At 70.4% G+C, this 18346-nt stretch carries 15 protein-coding genes; 4 read left to right on the top strand and 11 right to left on the bottom strand.

Annotation, left to right across the window (positions count from 1 at the left end; genetic code table 11):
• Window positions 1-56: 56 nt before the first annotated feature.
• From ACWD02_RS00765 to ACWD02_RS00755, 3 genes are all read right to left on the bottom strand, one after another.
• Complete coding sequence (locus tag ACWD02_RS00765) at window positions 57-1694, bottom strand: extracellular solute-binding protein (protein ID WP_451202998.1); 1638 nt, start codon at window positions 1692-1694, stop codon at window positions 57-59.
• 58 nt (window positions 1695-1752) lie between these two features.
• Window positions 1753-2616, bottom strand: coding sequence for a carbohydrate ABC transporter permease (locus ACWD02_RS00760; protein WP_451202995.1), 864 nt, complete (start codon window positions 2614-2616; stop codon window positions 1753-1755).
• A 77-nt stretch (window positions 2617-2693) separates the two neighbouring features.
• Complete coding sequence (locus tag ACWD02_RS00755; RefSeq protein WP_451202992.1) at window positions 2694-3548, bottom strand: ABC transporter permease; 855 nt, start codon at window positions 3546-3548, stop codon at window positions 2694-2696.
• A 347-nt stretch (window positions 3549-3895) separates the two neighbouring features.
• On the opposite strand from ACWD02_RS00755, the gene ACWD02_RS00750 reads away from it, so the two are divergent.
• Window positions 3896-4867, top strand: a complete 972-nt coding sequence (locus ACWD02_RS00750) for a hydroxyacid dehydrogenase (RefSeq protein ID WP_451204309.1) — start codon at window positions 3896-3898, stop codon at window positions 4865-4867.
• 173 nt (window positions 4868-5040) lie between these two features.
• Here the strand turns inward: ACWD02_RS00750 and ACWD02_RS00745 are convergent, their stop codons facing one another.
• Together ACWD02_RS00745 and ACWD02_RS00740 are read right to left on the bottom strand one after the other, a co-directional pair.
• Complete coding sequence (locus tag ACWD02_RS00745; RefSeq protein ID WP_451202989.1) at window positions 5041-5664, bottom strand: DUF305 domain-containing protein; 624 nt, start codon at window positions 5662-5664, stop codon at window positions 5041-5043.
• Window positions 5661-6323 (bottom strand): DUF3105 domain-containing protein, encoded by a 663-nt coding sequence (locus ACWD02_RS00740; RefSeq protein ID WP_451202986.1) that lies wholly within the window; start codon window positions 6321-6323, stop codon window positions 5661-5663. Before ACWD02_RS00740 ends, ACWD02_RS00745 begins: the two co-directional genes overlap by 4 nt.
• A 317-nt stretch (window positions 6324-6640) precedes the next feature.
• On the opposite strand from ACWD02_RS00740, the gene ACWD02_RS00735 reads away from it, so the two are divergent.
• Entirely contained in the window at window positions 6641-8002 is a 1362-nt protein-coding gene (locus ACWD02_RS00735; protein WP_160504710.1) for a glutamine synthetase family protein, read from the top strand.
• A 114-nt stretch (window positions 8003-8116) separates the two neighbouring features.
• Here ACWD02_RS00735 and ACWD02_RS00730 read toward each other — a convergent pair whose 3' ends face one another.
• From ACWD02_RS00730 to ACWD02_RS00720, 3 genes are read right to left on the bottom strand one after another with little or no spacing between them, the layout of a single operon-like run.
• Window positions 8117-8551, bottom strand: coding sequence for a VOC family protein (locus ACWD02_RS00730; protein ID WP_451202982.1), 435 nt, complete (start codon window positions 8549-8551; stop codon window positions 8117-8119).
• A 54-nt stretch (window positions 8552-8605) separates the two neighbouring features.
• Window positions 8606-9037, bottom strand: a complete 432-nt coding sequence (locus tag ACWD02_RS00725) for a VOC family protein (protein WP_451202980.1) — start codon at window positions 9035-9037, stop codon at window positions 8606-8608.
• Window positions 9038-9056: 19 nt separating this feature from the next.
• A complete protein-coding gene (locus ACWD02_RS00720; RefSeq protein WP_451202978.1) occupies window positions 9057-9569 on the bottom strand; it encodes a pyridoxamine 5'-phosphate oxidase family protein in 513 nt (170 codons plus the stop codon).
• A gap of 118 nt (window positions 9570-9687) precedes the next feature.
• On the opposite strand from ACWD02_RS00720, the gene ACWD02_RS00715 reads away from it, so the two are divergent.
• Window positions 9688-12699 (top strand): bifunctional [glutamine synthetase] adenylyltransferase/[glutamine synthetase]-adenylyl-L-tyrosine phosphorylase, encoded by a 3012-nt coding sequence (locus tag ACWD02_RS00715; RefSeq protein WP_451202975.1) that lies wholly within the window; start codon window positions 9688-9690, stop codon window positions 12697-12699.
• A gap of 8 nt (window positions 12700-12707) precedes the next feature.
• Here the strand turns inward: ACWD02_RS00715 and ACWD02_RS00710 are convergent, their stop codons facing one another.
• The 3 genes from ACWD02_RS00710 to ACWD02_RS00700 form a co-directional block, all read right to left on the bottom strand.
• Window positions 12708-13598, bottom strand: coding sequence for a phosphatase PAP2 family protein (locus ACWD02_RS00710; protein WP_451202973.1), 891 nt, complete (start codon window positions 13596-13598; stop codon window positions 12708-12710).
• Between the two features lie 75 nt (window positions 13599-13673).
• Window positions 13674-14708, bottom strand: coding sequence for a LacI family DNA-binding transcriptional regulator (locus ACWD02_RS00705; protein WP_451202971.1), 1035 nt, complete (start codon window positions 14706-14708; stop codon window positions 13674-13676).
• 25 nt (window positions 14709-14733) lie between these two features.
• Window positions 14734-16383 carry a glycoside hydrolase family 13 protein gene (locus ACWD02_RS00700; protein WP_451202969.1) on the bottom strand — a complete coding sequence of 550 codons (1650 nt, stop codon included), beginning with the start codon at window positions 16381-16383 and terminating at the stop codon, window positions 14734-14736.
• Window positions 16384-16716: 333 nt separating this feature from the next.
• Between ACWD02_RS00700 and ACWD02_RS00695 the strand changes: the two genes are divergently transcribed.
• The gene (locus tag ACWD02_RS00695) at window positions 16717-18342 is read left to right on the top strand and encodes a SpoIIE family protein phosphatase (RefSeq protein WP_451202966.1); all 1626 of its coding nucleotides are present in this window, start codon (window positions 16717-16719) and stop codon (window positions 18340-18342) included.
• The last annotated feature ends 4 nt before the right edge of the window (window positions 18343-18346 follow it).

Genomic DNA, 18346 nt, shown 5'->3' with positions numbered 1-18346 from the left:
CAGCCCGCGCTCCACGGCAGCCCGCCCCCGGACCATCATCCCGCTCCCGCGCCGGATCAGTGCGCGGCTTCGTACTCCTTCGCGAACTCCTCGCGAGCCTTCTCGCCGCCCTGGGTCTGCCACTTCTTGTAGACGGCGTCCCAGTCGGACAGCTTCTTGCGGCCCGAGACGATCGCCGTGACGCCGTCCTCGATGACCTGTTGCATGGACGCTCCCTGCCGGTTGTACGTGTCCGACATCAGGCCCCAGTGGTCGTCCCGGACGAGGTTCGGCACGACCGCCTTCTCCCAGGTGTGCAGCCGCTTGGTGAGATCGGGGAAGCCGGGGAAGTACAGCGGCTGCGGCGCGTCCATGAGGTAGGCGAAGGGGAGGTTCGTGCGGTTCTCGACCAGGCCGAGCGAGGTGGGGATCGGGTCGCCGTTCTTGTCGTACTCGAAGTGCGTGCCCTCGACTCCGGAGTGCATCAGCTCGTACTCCTTGGAGCCGAACGGGGACGCCAGCCAGTCCAGGACCCGCAGCATCAGCTTGACGCGGTCCTTGGAGGCCTTCTTGATGACGGTGTAGCCGAAACAGCCGCGGTTCTGCTGATAGACGGGCGTCGCGCCGTCCACCACGTACGGCACGGCGGCGTCAAGGGTGAACTCGTCCTTGATGCCCTGCGCGTTGGAGATGGCAGCGCCCCAGCCGTCCGTCATGGAGCGGACGGTGCCGTTGTAGAACTGCGTCTTGAGGTCGACCTGGGAGATCGAGGTGGCGTCGGAGTTGTACGAGCCCGCCTTGCGCATCTTGGACATGTACTCCAGGGCGGCCTTGAACTCGTCGGTCCCGAACATGTCGGTGACCTTGCCGTTCTTGATCTGCCACTGGTTCGGCGCGCCGTGCCACATCGCGTGGTAGAGGTAGCCGAAGAAGCCGACCGACGAGGCGCCGAGCGCGGACTTCTTGTTCCGCGACGCCTCGCGCGCCATCGCCTGGAAGTCGGCCGCCGCCATGCCCGGCTTGTAGCCCGCCTTGTCGAAGGCCTCGCGGTTGATGAACATCGCGCCCTGCACCTTGGCGCGTTCGATCGGCAGGCCGTAGATGCGGCCGGCGACGCGGCCCATGCCCTCCCACGCGTACGTGGGGATGTTGGCGAGGTTCGGGTAGTCCTTGACCGCGTCTCCGGAGAGGTGCTCCGAGAGATCCTCGCACCGCGACTTCACGAACTGCGACTCGCGCGGAAGGACATACCCGCCACCGAAGTTGATCATGTCGGGCAGGTCGTCGCCCGACATCAGGGTGGACATCTTGGAACGGAAGTCCGCGTCCGGCACGACCGAGAACTCGACCTCCACGCCGAGGGCGTCGTTCATCGCCTGCCAGAACTTGTTCGATCCGACCGGCTTCGGCGGGGTGCCGTAGGTGATGGTCATGACCTTGATCTTCTGCTTGCCGTTGCCCGGCTTCTCGGCGGTCGCCGCGACCAGCTTCTGCGGGTACCTGGTGAATCCGGGCTGTACGCCCTCGGTGCTGGGCGCGAGGTCGGGCGTCGGGCCCTTGGCGGGCGTGTACGTCGGCCAGGGCGCCGCCTTCTTGTTGGCGTTGCTGACCGAACCGCCGCCGCCCGAGCCGGTGGAGCAGGCGGTGAGCAGGGAGGGGGCCGCGACCGCGGCCCCGCCGACGGCTATGGAGCGCAGCAGCGTACGGCGCGACATTGCGGAAGCCGAGGAACCAGACACAGTGACGTCCTTTCGAAGGTACGGGGAAGTTGGCTCAGCTCTTGATGGCGCCCGTGAGTACGCCCTTGGTGAAGTACTTCTGGAGGAAGGGGTAGACGATCAGGATCGGCACGGTGGCGATCACCAGGACGGCCATCTGCATCGTCTGCGGGGCCGAGACGTTCGCCGCGTCGCTCAGGCCGGTGTCCGCGATCTGCGAGCCGCCCATCACGTACGTACGCAGCACCTGCTGGAGCGGCCAGTGGTCGGACTCCAGGTAGATCGAGGCATGGAACCAGGCGTTCCAGTAGCTCACCGCGTAGAAGAGGCCGACCACCGCGAGGGCGGCCTTGGAGAGCGGGAGCACGACCCGCCACAGGATCTGCCAGTCGTTCGCGCCGTCCAGCCGCGCCGCCTCGTACAACTCCTCGGGCACGCCCTGGAAGAAGCCGCGCAGGACGACGAGATTGAAGACGTTGATGAGGACGGGGACGATCAGCGCGCTGTAGCTCTCCAGCATTCCCATGCCCTTGACCAGCAGGAACGCGGGAATCATGCCGGGCGGGAAGAGGAAGGTGAACAGGACGATCAGGAGGATCGGCTTGCCGCCGTACACCTTGGGGCGGCTCAGTGCGTACGCGAGGAACGTGGTGCACGCGAGGGAGGCCAGGGTGCCGATGACCGTGATGCCGGCGCTGACCCCGAGCGCCTTGGTGACGATGCCGCCCTCGAAGACCTGCTCGTAGGCGCGCAGGGTCGGGTGCTGCGGCCACAGCACCCAGCCGCCGTTGGCGATGACCTCGCGGTTGGAGGCGAACGACGTCGAGATGATGACCAGGAACGGCACGAAGACCATGACCAGGATGGTGACGATGGCGAGGGCCTTGGCCACCTGGGTGACCGGCTTGGGCTTCTCCATCCAGGAGGGGCGTACGGGGCGCGGGGGCTTCGCTGCCCGCGGGGGTCTCGTGGCCCGTGTCGCCGTGGATTTCGTGCTCACTTGTAGACCCCCTGCTCGCCGAGGCGATGGGCGACCTTGTTGGCCGCGAAGACGAGAATCGCGCCGACCACGCCCTTGAACAGGCCCGCCGCCGCGGCGTATCCGGTGTCGCCGCCGACGATGCCCTGCCAGAAGACGAAGGTGTCGAGGACCTCACCGGCCTCGGGTCCCACCGACTGCCGTTGCAGCAGCATCTGTTCGAAGCCGACGGAGAGGATGTCGCCGAGCCGCATGATCAGCAGCAGGATGACGACCGGCCGGATCGACGGCAGCGTCACGTGCCAGAAGCGGCGCAAGGGGCCGGCTCCGTCGATGGCGGCGGCCTCGTACTGCTGCTCGTCCACCTGCATCAGCGCGGCGAGGAAGATGATCGTGCCCCAGCCCGCGTCCTTCCAGACGACCTGGGCGACGACGAGCGCCGGGTAGGCGTCGGGGTTGCCGATGATGTCGACGGAGTGCAGACCCGCCTGCCCGAGCACGGAGTTGAGCAGCCCGGTGTCGGCGAGCACCTGCTGGAACAGGGCGACGACGATGACCCACGACAGGAAGTGCGGCAGATAGACCACCGACTGCACGAAGCGCCGTGTCAGGTCCGAGGTCAGGCTGTGCAGGAGCAGGGCGAGGCCGAGCGGGACCGGGAAGAAGAAGACCAGCTGGAGCACCGCGAGGAAGAGCGTGTTCCAGGTCGCGTGCCAGAAGTCCGGGTCCCCGAACATCCGGTCGAAGTTCTCGAGGCCGACCCAGGGGCTGGCCCAGAGGCCGTCGAAGGGGACGTACTCCTTGAAGGCGACGGCGTTCCCGATGAACGCGCCGTAGTGGAACACCAGGAAGTACGCGACTCCCGGGGCCATGAGCAGCAGCAGGACTCGCGAGGAGCGAAACCGTTTCCATCGCTCATCACGCTTTGTTTTGTTGCCATTTGGCCGATTGCTGCGCTTGCCGGGCGGCTTCACCGCCTCGGTTTCCGTCCGTTCCTTCGTCACCGCCGACACGGCAGCCCCTCCGTTGTCCGAACAAGGTGACCGGAATCTAAAGCGGTTACTAACCCCGGTCAACCCCCTTGACCCCGCGATCTCTTGACCCCCGTCCTGACTTCGGCCTAGCCTCCAGGCGATGTTGGGTAACCGGTTACTACGAGGGATGGTCACGCGTGGCAGACCAGGCAGAGCTGCAGGGCCGACCGAACGCGGTGCTCGCGATGAGCGCGGACGTGGCGGAGCGGGTCTTCGCCCCCGACATCCGTGAACGGCTCGACCGCAGCGTGGAGTTGGCGCCCGCCCTGCTCACCGGCTCACTCACCGGAGCCGGGGCGCTCGCGGCGCTGGCCGACGCGGAGATCCTGGTCACCGGCTGGAACTGCCCGCCCGTCACGGCCGAGGTCCTCGCCCACGCCCCTCGGCTCAGGGCCCTCGTGCATGCCGCCGGCTCGGTGAAACCCGTGGTGACGGACGCGCTGTGGGACCGGGGCGTGGTGGTCTCGTCGGCGGCCGACGCGAACGCCGGGCCCGTCGTGGCGTACACGCTCGCCGCGATCACCTTCGCGGCGAAGGGCGCGCTGCCGACCGCGGCGGGATACGCGGCCGGGTGGCCGCCCTTCACCGAGCGGACCGGCGCCGACGCACGCACGATCGGCATCATCGGCGCCTCCCGCATCGGCCGCGGGGTCATCGCGGCGCTGCGCGCGTCCGACGCGGGGTGGCGCGTGCTGCTCAGCGATCCGTACGTCACGCGGGAGGAGGCGGCCGGCCTCGGCGTGGAGCTGGTCGACCTCTCGGAGCTGTGCCGGCGCAGCTCGATCGTCAGCGTCCACGCGCCCCAACTCCCCGAGACACGGGGCATGGTGAGCGAGGAGATGCTGAAGCTGATCCCCGACGGGGGAACGCTCATCAACACGGCGCGCGGCGCGCTGATCGACACGGAGGCGCTGGCCAGGGAGTGCGGGGCGGGTCGCCTCGACGCCTTCCTGGACGTGACGGACCCGGAGCCGCTGCCGGCCGGCCACCCTCTTCTGACGCTGCCGAACGTCCTGGTCACCCCGCATGTCGCGGGGGCGCAGGGCAGCGAGGTGCGCAGGCTCGGGGAGTTCGCGGTGGGGGAGGTGGAGCGGTTCCTGGCGGGGGCGCCTCTGCGGGGGCAGCTTCGGCGGGAGGAGTTGCCCCGGCTGGCGTAGGGGCTGGCCGGCCCCGGGGAGGGGAGGGGAGGGGAGGGGAGAGGAGATGGAGGGGGCTGGTCGGTCCGGTGGTCAACCGGGCCGGTCGGGCAGGGGAATTCAGCCCGTCCGGCGTGCGAGGACGAACTCGGCGAAGCCGGTGACGAACGCCGCGCCAGGCCAAGGCGCAGCCGTCACGGCTTCGCGCCCCGCGCCTTCAGCAGGTCCGTCATCAGCTCGATCTCCGACTCCTGCGACTCCACCATTCCCCGCGCGAGCCGCACCTCCGCCCCCACCTCGCACCGGTCCACACACCCGTCGGCCATGTGGACCCCGCCCTTGTGGTGCTTGATCATCAATTGCAGGTAGCGGACCTCGGCGGCCCGTCCGTTCAGCTTGCCGAGCTTCTTCAGCTCCGTGTTCGTCGCCATCCCGGGCATCAGGGCGCCGTCCTCGCCCGGCGGCAGGTCCCCCATCCCCATCCACTCCATCGGAGCCTTCTCGGGCACCTTCGGCAGTTCCCACAGGTCGAGCCAGCCGAGCAGCATGCCCCGCTGGTTCGCCTGGGTCTGGGCGATGTCGTACGCGAGACGGCGGATCTCCCCGTCCTTCGTGCGGTCGCGCACGATGTACGACATCTCCACCGCCTGCTGGTGATGCGTGGCCATGTCCCGGGCGAAGCCCGCGTCGGCCGACTCCGTGGTGGGGGAGGTCACGGCGGACGAGCCGTCCGACGACGCGACGGCGACGGTGATCCCGCCGCCGGCCACGGCCACCGCGGCGACCGCCCCCACCACCCAGCAGGTGCGCCGCCTCACTGGGCCTTGCCACCCGTGCACGCGGCCCCCGGCTCAGGGGTCTGCTTGCCCTGGACGTACTTGGAGAGGAAGGAGGCGACCTTCGGGTCGGACGCGCCGGTCACCGTGCGCTGGTGGCCCCAGGCCGTCAGCATGATCGGGTCCTTCTGGTCCTTGACCGGACTCATCAGCGTGTACGGCGTCTGCTTGACCTTCGCCTCGAGCTTCTTCAGGTCCGCGGCCTTCGCCTTGTCGTTGTACGTCACCCAGACCGCGCCGTGCTCCAGGGAGTGCACGGCATGGCGCTCGGGGAGCTCGTCCTTGTAGACGTCGCCGTTGCAGTTCATCCACACCTGGTCGTGGTCGCCGCCCACCGGCGGGGTCATCGCGTAACTGACGTCCTCGGTGACATGCGTACGGCCCAGCTTCTTCGCGTCCCAGACCTTCTCGCCGTCCGCGGCCGTCTTGAAGGTCGGCGCGGCCTTCGCGTCGGCGACCGAGTCGGAATCATCGGCCTTCTGGAAGAGGAGGACACCGCCCACGGCCAGCGCGGCGACCACCACCGCGCTCAGGGTGATCGTGATGACGCGGCCACGGCGGTCGCGTGCGCGCTCAGCCCGGCGCATCTCCTCTATCCGGGTCTTGCGGGACGAGCTGCTCGTGTTCTTGGCGGAACCCATGATGTGTCCTTCGGCGATACGGCGATACGACGGAAAGGGCGGGACGCGCGTTGCGGAACATGGTGGAGCGGTTCGCTGATCGTAATGGGCGATCCCGGCGCGCTGTAGGGGCAGTCCGAGCCGCCCGCTGTTACGGGCGCGCCGAACAGCAGGCACTATGGGCACAGGGCGGCACATGGCCCGCAACGCGCTCGAAACGGTGTGGTGGGATGCTCATGTGCCCCGCGGTGTCCCCGGACGAGAGCACAGCGCGACAACAGCGCGAGCACAGCGCGGACGCAGGTGGCCTGACCAGCAAGGATGGGTGGAAGCGGAAGATGGACAAGCAGCAGGAATTCGTGCTCCGGACACTGGAGGAGCGCGACATCCGGTTCGTACGCCTGTGGTTCACGGATGTCCTCGGCTTCCTGAAATCGGTCGCGGTGGCTCCCGCCGAGCTGGAGCAGGCCTTCGACGAAGGCATCGGCTTCGACGGCTCGGCGATCGAAGGATTCGCCCGGGTGTACGAGTCGGACATGATCGCCAAGCCGGACCCGTCGACGTTCCAGGTCCTGCCCTGGCGCGCGGAGGCCCCCGGCACCGCCCGCATGTTCTGCGACATCCTCATGCCGGACGGCTCCCCGTCCTTCGCGGACCCGCGGTACGTCCTCAAGCGGGCCCTGGCGAAGACCTCCGACCTCGGGTTCACCTTCTACACCCACCCCGAGATCGAGTTCTTCCTCCTGAAGGACAAGCCGCTGGACGGCTCACGGCCCACCCCCGCCGACAACTCCGGCTACTTCGACCACACCCCGCAGAACGTCGGGATGGACTTCCGCCGCCAGGCGATCACGATGCTCGAATCGATGGGCATCTCGGTCGAGTTCAGCCACCACGAGGGCGCCCCCGGCCAGCAGGAGATCGACCTGCGGTACGCGGACGCGCTCTCCACGGCCGACAACATCATGACGTTCCGCCTGGTCATGAAGCAGGTCGCGCTGGAGCAGGGGGTCAACGCGACCTTCATGCCCAAGCCCTTCTCCGAGCACCCGGGCTCGGGCATGCACACGCACCTCTCCCTCTTCGAGGGCGACCGCAACGCGTTCTACGAGTCCGGCTCCGAGTACCAGCTCTCCAAGGTCGGCCGCTCCTTCATCGCGGGCCTCCTGAAGCACGCCGCGGAGATCTCCGCGGTGACCAACCAGTGGGTGAACTCCTACAAGCGCATCTGGGGCGGATCGGAGCGCACGGCGGGCGCGGGCGGCGAGGCCCCCTCGTACATCTGCTGGGGCCACAACAACCGCAGCGCCCTCATCCGCGTCCCGATGTACAAGCCCGGCAAGACCGGCTCGGCCCGGGTGGAGGTCCGCTCGATCGACTCGGGCGCGAACCCGTACCTGACGTACGCGGTGCTGCTCGCCGCGGGCCTCAAGGGCATCGAGGAGGGCTACGAACTCCCGCCGGGCGCCGACGACGACGTGTGGGCCCTGAGCGACGCGGAACGCCGCGCGATGGGCATCGAGCCGCTCCCGCAGAACCTGGGCGAGGCGATCGCCCTGATGGAACGCTCGGAACTGGTCGCGGAGACGCTGGGCGAGCACGTGTACGACTTCTTCCTGCGCAACAAGAAGCAGGAGTGGGAGGAGTACCGCAGCGAGGTCACGGCCTTCGAGCTGCGGAAGAACCTGCCGGTGCTGTAGAGCCCGGTAAGGGGTGCGGGGAACTGCGCGAGCAACCGTCAAAGAAGCCGCAGACGCATCTGCCGGATCATCGGGCAGATGCGTCTGCGGCTTCTCACGCGCTCAGCGCGCCGCCTACGGGGCGCTGACAATCGCAGCCCGCAAGGGCGTGTCCGCCCGGACCCGGTACTCCTGGATCGCCCAGCCGTTGCCGTCCGGGTCCTTGAAGTACATGAACGTGCCGCCGTCCTGCGGCGCGTGCGCGACCGGCTCCGAGACGTCCAGGCCGCGCGCCGTCAGCTCGGCGTGCGCCGCCTTCGCGTCGGCGACGCACAGCTGGAGGCCCTGGTAGGAACCCGGGGCCGGGGTCGGGCCGTCCATCGTGTCCCAGAGGGTGTCCGCCAGGGCGATGGAACAGCCGGAGCCCGGCGGAGTCAGCTGGACGATGCGCATGCCCGGCATGACCTCCTGGTCGATGTCCACGTGGAATCCGAGCTTGTCGCGGTAGAACTCCATGGCCCGGTCGACGTCACTGACGGGGAGCGGGATCACCTCGAGTGTGTATTCCATGGGCCGAGTACATCAGGGCCCGGGGCCCCTGTCAGCGCTCCGCCACACCCCGTGTCACCGCTCGGAAAGCGGAGTTGGGGCCTCCTGCACCGACCAGCCGTTGCCGTCCGGATCCCGGAAGAAGCAGAAGCCGTTCCAGGTGCCTCCCGTCCCCTCCGCCCAGCCTTCGGGGCCCAGGTGCAGGACGGGCGAGACGTCCACGCCGCGCTCCGCGAGCTCTGCCCGCGCGGCCACGATGTCCGTGACGCACAGCTGCAGGCCGTGCAGCGAGCCCGGCGTCATCTCCGACGCCCCGGGAGCGGGCGGCATGCCGGTCATCATGGCGAACGAGCAGCGCGAGCCGGGCGGGGTGAACTGAATGACGCGCACGCCCGGGGCGACCGCGCTGTCCAGGTCGGCCTTGAAGCCGCACTTGTGCTCGTAGAAGTCCTTGGCGCGGTCCATGTCGGTGACAGGGACGAGCACCACTTCGAGTGTCCAGTCCATCAGATGGCCCCTTCGTGGGTCATGTGAAGCTCCAGCGCGTCTGGCTGAACGGTTCGCCCTTGCCGAAGCCGAAAGCGGTACGGGGGGCCACCTCGAAGACGTACGCGTGGCCCGGCCCGTGGTGGAAGCAGCCGTCCCGCACCTCGTAGTGCCAGAAGCTGCCGTACTTCTCCTCCCAGGCCGCCGCGAGGCGCCGCAGCCTCTCCTCGTCGGTGATCCGGACCGCGGAGCCCTCGACGACCAGGTCGTGGCCCTTGTCCCAGAGGTTGACGCCCGTGGTCAGGACCGTCTCGGGGTTGGCCGCGAGGTTCCGTGCCTTGCGCTCCTCGGGGCCCGTGCAGAAGTGCAGCGCGCCGTCCATCCAGACCGCGGGCAGCGGGGTGACGTGCGGCCGCCCGTCGGGGCGCACGGTCGAGATCCAGAAGAGCTCGGCCGTCCGGAGCTGCCGCACGGCCTCGGACCACGGGGTCGCGGCGGCCCCCGCGCTGCTGTAGCGGGAATCCAGTTCCGTACGGGGTTCCTTGCTCGGCATGGTCCGCCTCCCTGGCGCTGCCATCAATGGTTCCGTCCAAGTACGGACTCCGCACGCGGGCAGAACTCATCGGTCAGGCCGTAGGCTCGAGCCAGGATGATCGAACGGAGGCGCGGGGATGACGGTGCCGCAAGGGCGCAGAAGCAGCACGTTTACGCGGCTGCTGCGGCATGGCTTCACCGATCCGTCCGCGGCCGAGCGGCTGCTCGGCGCCCCCGAGCTGTCGGCGGTGCGGACCGACCCGGTGCTCCTGGACGCGCTCGGCGCCGCCGCGGACCCCGACCTGGCGCTCCTGGGCCTCGTACGCCTGGTCGAGGGCCAGCCCGACGACACCAGCCGCCAGGAGCTGCTCGACACCCTGGTCAGCGCCAAGCCGCTGCGTGACCGGCTGCTCGGCGTGCTCGGCGCGTCCGAGGCCCTCGCCGACCACCTGGCCCGCCACCCCAGCGACTGGCAGGCCCTGGTCACGTACGAACTGGCCGACCTGCACCCCGGCGTCGAGGAGTTCGAGCGCGGCCTCGCCGACGCCACCGACCCGGTGTCGCTGCGCGTCTCCTACCGCCGCTGTCTGCTCGCCATAGCGGCCCGTGACGTCTGCGGCACGACGGACCTGCCCGAGGCGGCCGCCGAGCTGGCGGACCTGGCGACGGCGACCCTGCGCGCCGCGCTCACCATGGCCGAGCAGGCGGCACCCGCGGACGCCGCGCTGTGCAGGCTCGCGGTCATCGCGATGGGCAAGTGCGGTGGGCACGAGCTGAATTACGTGTCGGACGTCGACGTCATCTTCGTCGGCGAGCCCGCAGAAGGCCCAGGCGGCGTGGACGCCGCCGACGAGGCCAAGGCGCTGCAGGCCGCCACCCGGCTCGCCTCGCACATGATGCGGATCTGCTCGGAGACCACGGTCGAGGGCACCATCTGGCCGGTCGACGCCAACCTCCGCCCGGAGGGCCGCAACGGCCCCCTGGTGCGCACCCTCAGCAGCCACCTCGCCTACTACCAGCGCTGGGCCAAGACCTGGGAGTTCCAGGCGCTGCTCAAGGCCCGTCCGGTGGCCGGCGACCTGGCTCTCGGCGCGGAGTACGTCGAGACCCTCGCGCCCCTGGTCTGGCACGCGGCCGAGCGCGACAACTTCGTGCCCGACGTGCAGAAGATGCGCCGCCGGGTCGTGGAGAACATCCCGGCGGGCGAGGTCGACCGCGAGCTGAAGCTGGGGCCCGGCGGGCTGCGGGACGTCGAATTCGCCGTACAGCTGCTGCAGTTGGTGCACGGCCGCGGTGACACCTCGATCCGCAGCGGCTCGACTCTGGTGGCCCTGGAGGCGCTCGCCGCCGGTGGCTACGTGGGGCGGGTGGACGCGGTCCAGCTCGACGACGCCTACCGCTTCCTGCGGTCCCTGGAGCACCGCATCCAGCTCTTCAAGCTGCGGCGCACCCATCTGATCCCGGAGGACGACGCGGACCTGCGGCGCATCGGCCGCTCCCTGGGCATGCGCACGGAGCCGATCACCGAGCTGAACCGCGCCTGGAAACGGCACACTTCAGTCGTGCGCCGCCTGCACGAGAAGCTCTTCTACCGCCCGCTCTTGGACGCCGTGGCCCAACTCGCCCCGGTGGAAACCAGGTTGAGCACGGAAGCCGCCCGCGAACGCCTCGTCGCCCTCGGCTATCACGACCCCGCGGCCGCCCTGCGCCACCTGGAGGCCCTGGCATCGGGCGTCACCCGCAAGGCGGCCATCCAGCGCACCCTGCTCCCCGTCCTCCTCGGCTGGTTCGCGGACTCGGCGGACCCCGACGCGGGCCTCCTGAACTTCCGCAAGGTGTCGGACGCGCTCGGCAAGACCCCCTGGTACCTGCGGCTCCTGCGCGACGAGGGAGCGGCGGCCGAGAACCTGGCCCGCGTCCTGTCCGCCGGCCGCCTGGCCCCCGACCTGCTGATGCGCGCCCCCGAAGCGGTGGCCCTGCTCGGCGACCAGCGCGGCCTCGAACCGCGCGACCACGCCCACCTGGAGCAGGAGGTCCTGGCCGCGGTGGGCCGCGCGGACGGCGCCGAACAAGCCGTGACGGCGGCGCGCGGCGTCCGGCGCCGCGAGCTGTTCCGCACGACGGCGGCGGACATCATCGGCTCGTACGGCACGGAGGAGAGCCCCGTGGCTGCGGATCCCGGCGCCCTCCTCGACCGGGTGGGCGACGGGGTCTCCGACCTCACGGCGGCCACGATCGCCGGGACCTTGCGCGCGGTGGTCCGCGAGGGCTGGGGCGACACGCTGCCGGTGCGGTTCGCCGTGATCGGCATGGGCCGCTTCGGCGGCCACGAACTGGGCTACGGCTCGGACGCGGACGTCCTGTTCGTCCACGAGCCGCGCGAGGGCGTGGGGGACCACGAGGCGGCGAAGGCGGCCTCGCAGGTGGTATCCGAGATGCGCAGGCTGCTCCAACTCCCGAGCTCCGACCCGCCGTTGCTGATCGACGCGGATCTGCGCCCCGAGGGCAAGAGCGGCCCCTTGGTGCGGACCCTCGCCTCGTACGAGGCCTACTACCGCCGCTGGTCGCTGGTCTGGGAGTCACAGGCGCTGCTGCGAGCCGAGCCGGTCGCGGGCGACGCCGATCTTGGCCGGGCCTTCATCGAGCTCGTCGACCCGCTGCGCTATCCCGCGGAGGGCCTCGGGGACGACGCCGTACGCGAGATCCGCCGTCTGAAGGCCCGCATGGAGGCGGAGCGCATGCCGCGCGGCGCCGACCCCACCCTGCACACGAAGCTGGGCCGCGGCGGGCTCTCGGACGTGGAGTGGACCGTCCAGCTCATGCAGCTGTCCCACGGCTGGGTCGAACCGGGCCTGCGCACCACCCGCACCCGCCAGGCCCTCGCCGCTGCCTGCGCGGCCGAGCTGATCCCGACCGAGGAGGCGGCGATCCTGGACGAGGCGTGGGTCCTGGCCGCCCGGGTGCGCAACGCGGTGATGCTGGTGCGCGGCCGGGCCGGGGACACGTTCCCCTCGGACGGGCGGGAACTCGCGGCGGTCGGCCGGTATCTGGGATACGACCCCGGCCACGTGGGAGACATGCTCGACGACTACCGAAGGACCACCCGCAGGGCACGGGCCGTGATGGAGGAGAGGTTCTACGGGGCGTAGGGGCCCGCTCAGGACTTGAAGCGGGCCCTGACCTTGGCCGGCAGGAGCGGCGGCCGGTTCTCCCGCGGCGGCACCCCTTTCGGCAGCTTGTGCGGCATCGCCCCGTACCAGGCCCAGGCCACCGCGATGCCGAACGCCAGGCAGATCATGCCGCCCACCGCGTCCAGCCAGAAGTGGTTGGCGGTGGCCACGATCACGATCAGGGTCGCCGTGGGGTAGAGCAGGCCGAGGATCTTCGCCCACGGTGCCGAGGCAAGGGCGAAGATCGTCAGGCCGCACCACAGGGACCAGCCGATGTGCATCGACGGCATCGCCGCGTACTGGTTCGACATGTGCTTGAGGTCGCCGGAGGCCATGGAGCCCCAGGTCTGGTGGACCAGGACCGTGTCGATGAAGTCCTGGCCGTTCATCAGGCGCGGGGGAGCGAGGGGATACAGGTAGTAGCCGAGCAGGGCCACCGCCGTGGTCGCGAAGAGCACCGTGCGCGTGGCCGCGTAGCGTCCCGGATGGCTGCGGAACAGCCAGACGAGGACACCGAGCGTCACCACGAAGTGCAGCGTCGCGTAGTAGTAGTTCATGCCGACGATGAGCCATGTCACCGAGTCCACGGCGTGGTTGACGCTCTGCTCCACCGCGATCCCGAGGTGCTGCTCCACCCGCCAGATCCAGTCGGCGTTGCGCAGGGCCTGTGACTTCTGTTCCGGCACCGCGTTGCGGATCAGGGAGTACGTCCAGTAACTCACCGCGATCAGCAGGATCTCGAACCAGAGCCGAGGGCGCCGGGGGGTGCGAAGACGGCGCAGGAAAGTCCGCCCATTGCGGTCATCCTGCTCGCCCGCGACGGGTGATGTGGTGGGCCGCTGCTGGCCTTCCAGTGTCGTCACAGTCATCTCACCCATAGGCACAGAGTCTGCCAGATACCGACCCTCCGACCGATCATCCCAAGGTCTGGTTCAGGTCGCATTCTCTACGCCCTACGGACGAGTGCGTCCCCGAGGGGCCGAGGCGGTTGAACCTCGAACGACCAGCTCAGGCATGAAGACGAATTCGCTGTGCGGGGCGGGAGTGCCGCCGATCTCCTCCAGGAGTGTACGGACGGCCGCCTGCCCCATCGACGGGACGGGCTTGCGCACCGTGGTCAGGGGCGGATCGGTGAACGCGATCAGCGGGGAGTCGTCGAATCCCACCACCGATATGTCGTCCGGGACCTCGAATCCGCGCTGCCGTGCCGTCCGTATCGCCCCCAGGGCCATCATGTCGCTCGCGCACACCACGGCCGTACAGCCGCGGTCGAGCAGGGCGGACGCCGCGGCCTGGCCGCCCTCCAGCGTGTACAGAGAGTGCTGGACCAGCTCCGTCCCGATCTCCTCGGGGGTCAGCGCCAGCAGGTCCTGCACCGTGCGTACGAAGCCCTCGATCTTCCGCTGTACGGGCACGAACCGCTTGGGGCCGAGGGCGAGTCCGATGCGTGTATGACCCAGGGATACGAGGTGGGTGACCGCCAGGCGCATCGCCGCCCGGTCGTCCGGGGAGATGAAGGGTGCCCGCACCTTGGGGGAGAAGCCGTCCACGAGCACGAACGGCACGCCCTGCGCGCGCAGCTGCTCGTAGCGCTGCATGTCGGCGGAGGTGTCCGCGTGCAGGCCCGAGACGAAGATGATGCCGGAGACGCCGCGGTCCACCAGCATCTCCGTCAGCTCGTCCTCGGTGGAACCGCCCGGCGTCTGGGTGGCGAGGACCGGCGTGAAGCCCTGCCGGGTCAGGGCCTGCCCGATGACCTGGGCGAGCGCGGGGAATATCGGGTTCTCCAGCTCCGGCGTGATCAGCCCGATGAGTCCCGCGCTGCGTTGGCGCAGCCGCACCGGGCGTTCGTAGCCGAGGACGTCGAGTGCGGCAAGCACTGACTGACGGGTGGCCCCGGCGACGCCGGGCTTGCCGTTGAGCACCCGGCTGACCGTCGCCTCGCTGACCCCCGCCTGCGCTGCGATGTCGGCCAGTCGCGCGGTCACAGGATTGGACTGTACCGGTCACATCTCAGGCTGCCCACCAGACCGTTGAATCCGCGGGCAGGATCGTCGCGTCGGCGCCGGGGGTCGCCTCCGCGCTCGACAGTAGCAGGGTGCCGGGGGCGGTGACGGTGACAGGGGCGTCCGTGAGGTTCACCGTGCAGACCACCGAACCGCGCGCGGACGTACGGCGGAAGGACAGGACGCCCTCGGGGGCTTCGAGCCACTCCACGTCGCGGCCCGCGCCGAGCGCCGGGTGCTCGCGGCGCACGGCGAGCGCGCGGCGGTAGAACTCCAGGGTCGACGCGGGATCGCCCTCCTGCGCCTCGACCGAGAGGTCCTTCCAGATCGCTGGCTGCGGCAGCCAGCTCGGGCCGCCCTCGACAGGACCGAAGCCGAACGGCGCCCGCTCCCCGGACCAGGGCAGCGGCACCCGGCACCCGTCCCGCGTCCCGTCCTGCCCCGTGCTGCGGAAGAACGCCGGGTCCTGGCGCACCTCGTCCGGCAGTTCGGTCACCTCGGGCAGGCCGAGCTCCTCGCCCTGGTAGATGTACGCCGAGCCGGGCAGGGCCAGCATCAGGAGCGTGGCGGCCCTCGCCCGGCGCAGGCCCCGTGCCGCGTCGCCGTCCGCGAGGCGGGTGGAGTGGCGTACGACGTCGTGGTTGGACAGCACCCAGGTGGCGGGCGCCCCCACGGCGTTCATCGCGACGAGGGAGCGGTCGATGACGGAACGCAGCGCGTCCGCGTCCCAACCGGTCGTCAGATACTCGAAGTTGAACGCCTGGTGCAGCTCACCCGGGCGCAGATACCGTGCGCTGCGCTCCACCGTCGGCGTCCACGCCTCGGCCACGGCGATCCGCTCGCCCGCGTAGTCGTCGAGGATCCGCCGCCAGTCGCGGTAGATCTCGTGCACGCCGTCCTGGTCGAAGTAGGGGACGGACTGCTTGCCGAGGAGCCGCACCTGCTGCTCGTGGCCGATGTCGGGCAGACCCGCGGCCTTGACCAGGCCGTGCGCCACGTCGATGCGGAAGCCGTCGATGCCGAGGTCGAGCCAGTAGCGCAGGATGGAGCGGAACTCGTCGCGCACCGCCGGGTGGTCCCAGTTGAAGTCGGGCTGCTCGGGCGCGAAGAGATGGAGGTACCACTCGCCGTCCGCGACCCGCGTCCAGGCGGGCCCGCCGAACACGGACTCCCAGTCGTTGGGCGGCAATTGCCCCTCGTCGCCCTTCCCGGGCCTGAAGTGGAAACGCTCGCGCAGCGGCGAGCGCCCGCCCTCGCGCAGCGCCTGCCTGAACCATTCGTGCTGGTCCGAGCAGTGGTTGGGCACCAGGTCGACGATCACCCGCAGCCCGAGCGCGTGCGCTTCCCGTACGAGGTCGTCGGCGTCCGGCAGGGCGCCGAACATGGGGTCCACCGCGCGGTAGTCGGCCACGTCGTACCCCGCGTCGGCCTGCGGTGACGCGTAGAAGGGGGAGAGCCAGACGGCGTCCACGCCGAGCCGCTGCAGGTGGGGGAGGCGGGCCGTGACGCCCGGCAGGTCGCCCATGCCGTCGCCGTTCCCGTCGGCGAAGCTGCGCGGGTACACCTGGTAGATGACGGCGTCGCGCCACCACTCGTGGCGCGCGGAGCCGTCGGCCGAGGCGTCTGCGGGAAGGGCGGCGGTGACGTGCTGGGTCATGAAGTCCTCGGGAGTACGGGGGCGGGCGGCGCTTTGTTGAACGCCGCGCGGAAGCCGAAGGTCACGAGAATGCCTCCTCGCCGCCGGCCTCCGTACGACGCGGGGACGTGCGGTGGACGCCGACACGCCCTTCCCGCAGGCCGAAGCCGGAAAGTCTACTGTCGGGCAAGCCGCGTGCGCGGCCGGTTCGCCCACCTGTACCGGACCGGGTCGTACTGCCGCGGTCTTCCCCCGGCGCGTGCGGCAGCGCGCTAACTTGATGGGGCAGGCACGAGTCGGCCTGCGCCGTTTTGCGCCGAGGGGCTGTCCCGCGTGAGCGTCAAGGGCAAGGCAGTGAACACAGTCAGCACGGTCCTGGTGGTCGACGACGCACCCGCCAGCAGGTACGCGCTGAGCGCCGTCCTGCGCAGGGACGGCCACCGTGTGCTGCTCGCCGCGAGCGCGAGCGAGGCGCTGATCGAACTCGACGTGCGGATGCGGGCCGGGGATCTGCCGGACGTCGCGCTCGTCGACGTGGGCCTGCCCGACATGAGCGGGTACGAACTGTGCCGCCGCATCAAGCAACTGCCGCCCATCGCGAGCCTGCCCGTCGTGCACTTCTCGGCGGCGGCCCGCCCGCCGGCCGACCGGTGCCGGGGGCTCGACGCGGGCGGCGAGTCCTACCTGACGGTGCCCGCCGAACCCGAGGAGATCCAGGCGGTCGTACGGGCCGCCGCACGCGGGGCCCGCTCCCGCAGCGACGCCCAACTCCGGGCCGGGCGCCTTGCGCTGCTCGCCGGGACGATCCTGTCCGTGCAGTCCGCCCGCTGCCTCGGCGAGCTTGCGGACGCGGCCGCCACCGGCACGGAGCGGCTGACCGAGACTCCCGCGACGGTGTTCGTGCTCGGCGGGGACGGCGAGATCCACCTGGGGCTCTCCCGGCGCAGGGCCGCCGCCCTGCTGCCGGATTCCGGGGCGCACGAGGCGGTGGCCCGGCTGATGCGGCGGGTCATGTCGGGGCGTACGGGCGTGCGGCGCACCGTCGTGCCGGCTCCGCTGTGGCCCGCGGGCTTCTTCCGCTCGGTGGGCGGCAACGGGCGGTGGGGCGACGGGGCGCCGGAGGAGGCAGCACTCGTCATGGCCCGGCTGAGCGACGGCCGCACGCTGGTGTGCCTCGCGACGCCCGCGTACCGGGAAGGGCTTTCCGACGAGACGGAGCAACTCGTCGAACGGCTCGCCCACGCCACCGCGCTGGCCGCGGAACCCCTGGTCATGTACGAGGAGGAGCGCCACGTCGCGCTGACCCTCCAGCGCAGCTTCCTGCCGTCGAAGCTGCCGGAACTGCCCGGCACGGATGTCGTCGTCCGCTATGAACCCGCCTCGCGGCAGGCGGAGATCGGCGGTGACTTCTACGCGGCGCTCCCGACGCCAGGCGGCGTCCTGACCGGCATCGGTGACGTCGTCGGACACTCGCTCGAAGCGGCCACCGTGATGGTCGAGATCCGGCACGCGCTGCGCGCCTACTGCGTCGAGGACCCCGACCCCGGCGCGCTCGCCGAGCGCCTCGACCGGATGCTGCAGCACTACCACCCGGGCGTGACGGCCACCATGTGCCTGAGCCTGATCGAACCGGCCACCGGACGCGTCCGGATCGCCAACGCGGGGCACATCCCGCCGCTCGTGGTGCGGGACGACGGCACGGCCGGGTACGTCGACGTGCGGGGGCCGCTGCTCGGCCTCGGCCTCGACCGGCCGAAGCCGAGCGAGTTGGTCCTGCGGCGGTCCGAGCGCCTGCTGATGGTCACGGACGGACTCATCGAGACGCGGGGCATGGATCTCGCGGTGTCGATGGAGCAGTTGCGGATCGCGGCGGCGGGCGCGCCGCGGGGCGTCGCCGACCTGTGCGACACGCTCCTCGCGTGCTTCGGCCGCGAACGCGAGGACGACATCGCGCTCCTCGCGCTGCGCAGGACGAACTGACCCG

This window comes from Streptomyces sp. NPDC002853 (assembly GCF_053591915.1).
Note: the sequence above shows the minus strand (reverse complement) of the source record. Positions and strands in the feature narration are given on the sequence as shown.